The sequence below is a fragment of the Microbacterium sp. KNMS genome, assembly GCF_053851835.1.
This window is the reverse complement of the sequence record NZ_JBSQBP010000049.1, coordinates 1-2,287: the sequence shown is the minus strand read 5'-3', so window position 1 is coordinate 2,287 and position 2,287 is coordinate 1. Positions and strand designations below refer to the sequence as shown.

Below are 2,287 nucleotides of genomic sequence, written 5' to 3'. Positions count from 1 at the left end.
ACCCTTCGACGGGCTGGCCTGTCCTGGCGAAACTGCGGATGGGAGCGGGTGAGTCCCTCCCCGCGCACGCTGGCGCGGGCCGGGCCGGGCGTCACGCGAGCCGCTCGAGCTCGGCCGGCGCTCCGGTCATGATCACGGCGGCATGCTCGGTGATGCGCTCGATCGGCCAGTCCCACCAGCGCACCGCGAGGAGCCGGCGGACATCCTCTTCGTCGAACCGCATGCGGATGCGCCGCGCAGGGTTCCCGCCCACGACCTCGTACGGCGCGACGTCCTTCGTGACGACGCTGTGCGCGCCGATCACCGCGCCGTCGCCGATGGCCACGCCGGGGAGGATCGTCGCCTCGCGACCGATCCACACGTCGTTGCCGACGACCGTGTCGCCGCGCTGCTCGATCGCGAGGAAGGCGTCGAGGGTGTTCTCCATCCACGCCCCGCCGAACATCGTGAACGGATAGGTCGATGGCCCGACCATCGGATGGCTGCCGCCCGGCATGAGGAACGTCGCACCCGGGGCGATCGCCGTGAAGCGGCCGATGACGAGGCGCTGGGGGCCGTAGAGGTACCGGACGTTGGCCTCCTCGAACGGCGGACGGGTTCCCTCGTCGTCGTAGTACGTGTACTCGCCGACCTCGATGAGCTCGGACGTCACGACGCTCCGCAGGAACACGACGTTCGACAGCTCCGGTCGCGTCGTCGGCGTGGGCTGGGAGGGGTCGGGGATGCGGGGATCGGTCACTGCTGCTCCTCCTCGGGGGTCATCCACTGCACGAGCTGGTACACGACGCCGTTCGGGTCGGCCATCTGGAAGTAGCGCTCGCCCCACGGCTCGGTCTCGATCGGCGTGACGATCTCGACACCCTCGGCGCGCAGGCGCTCGTACTGCGCGTCGATGTCGGGAACGACGAACACCACGAGCAGTCCCCCGGCATCGTGTGCCTGCGTGGCGGGTCTGAAGGTCCCGAGCCCGGTGCGCAGGTAGATGAGCGCGAACCCCGCCTCGGGGTGCGCGAGCGAGCAGAACCCGTCGGCGGACATGGTCTCGGAGAAGCCGAGATGCCGCTTCACCCAGGCGGCGGACGCCTCGACGTCGCGGACATTGAGCGAGAGGGCGGATTCGGTGATGTGCATGGAACGGCCTCCTGTCGGTCGGATGGTCTCGGCTGCGGATGCGGTCGTGCGGGTCATCGCGTCCTCCTTCTCCTCAACGGAACGTCGTACACTGTACGGTATACGACGTACAGAGCACAACCCCGTCCATGGCAGGATCATTCCCATGTCCTCGCACCGCACCGGATCCGGCGAGCCCAGCGCCACGCTCGCCCTGCTGTGGGGCGAGCCCGCTCGCACGCAGCGGAAGGGGCCCGCGCGCTCGCTCACCGCGGTCCAGCTCGTCGATGCCGCGCTCGAGCTCGCCGACGAGAGCGGCCTGGCCGCGGTGACCATCCGCGCCGTGGCCGAGCGGGTGGGGGTGTCGGCGATGTCGGTCTACACGTATGTCCCCGGCAAGCCGGAGCTGCTGGACCTCATGGTCGACGCGCTCTACGGCCGGATGCCCCGGCGCCCCTGGGCGGATGAGACGTGGCGGGCGCGGCTCGGGATGGTCGCCGAGGCGAATCGCGAGCTGCTGACCGAGCACGCGTGGCTGACGGAGGTCGCCGCTCTGAGCCGGCCGCCCCTCGGGCCCGGACTGATGGCGAAGTACGAGCACGAGCTCGCGGCGTTCGACGGGACGGGACTCGCGGATGCCGACGTCGACGCGGCGCTGACCTATCTGCTCGGCTTCGTGCAGGCGCACTGCCGCGCAGCGCACGACGCGCAGCGCGCCACAACGGATTCGGCGATGAGCGACGGCGAATGGTGGGCGGCCAACCAGCCGATCCTCGCGCGCGCGTTCGACCCGGCGCGCTATCCCCGCGCCGTCCGGATCGGAGCCGCGGCCGGGGAGGCGCAAGGGTCTGCCTGGGCGGCGGATCGGGCGTGGGAGTTCGGCCTTGCTCGCACACTCGACGGCCTCGCCGCGCTCATCGACTCGGCCTGAGCCCCGCCGACGGGAACGGGCGAGGCGAGCCCCGGCGACCCGCAGGTCGCCCTCTCGCCTCGCCCGCTCCTCAGTGACCGGCGACGATCCGGATCAGCCGCAGGGGTTCTGCGTCGTCACGGCGCCGTTCGCGACCGCAGCGGTCGTGCCCGACAGGACGTAGTCGGACCCGCCGTTGTTGTCCCACGTGCCCGCGCCGTTGTTGAACGCCGCGGTCACCGACGCGCCGTTCGAGTCGATCGTCCG

At 71.1% G+C, this 2,287-nt stretch carries 4 protein-coding genes; 1 reads left to right on the top strand and 3 read right to left on the bottom strand.

The genetic code is table 11. The features are described from left to right. Nucleotides 1-91 precede the first annotated feature (91 nt). The gene (locus ACWXWW_RS17770) at nucleotides 92-739 is read right to left on the bottom strand and encodes a CatB-related O-acetyltransferase (RefSeq protein WP_455971306.1); all 648 of its coding nucleotides are present in this window, start codon (nucleotides 737-739) and stop codon (nucleotides 92-94) included. Further along, a complete protein-coding gene (locus ACWXWW_RS17765) occupies nucleotides 736-1,188 on the bottom strand; it encodes a VOC family protein (RefSeq protein WP_282978217.1) in 453 nt (150 codons plus the stop codon). Before ACWXWW_RS17765 ends, ACWXWW_RS17770 begins: the two co-directional genes overlap by 4 nt. 88 nt (nucleotides 1,189-1,276) lie before the next feature. Between ACWXWW_RS17765 and ACWXWW_RS17760 the strand changes: the two genes are divergently transcribed. Next, on the top strand, nucleotides 1,277-2,041 hold the full coding sequence (locus ACWXWW_RS17760; RefSeq protein ID WP_282978219.1) for a TetR/AcrR family transcriptional regulator: 765 nt from the start codon (nucleotides 1,277-1,279) through the stop codon (nucleotides 2,039-2,041). Nucleotides 2,042-2,134: 93 nt separating this feature from the next. On the opposite strand, the gene ACWXWW_RS17755 is transcribed toward ACWXWW_RS17760, so the two are convergent. Beyond that, nucleotides 2,135-2,260, bottom strand: coding sequence for a carbohydrate binding domain-containing protein (locus ACWXWW_RS17755; protein WP_421075649.1), 126 nt, complete (start codon nucleotides 2,258-2,260; stop codon nucleotides 2,135-2,137). Nucleotides 2,261-2,287: the final 27 nt, after the last annotated feature.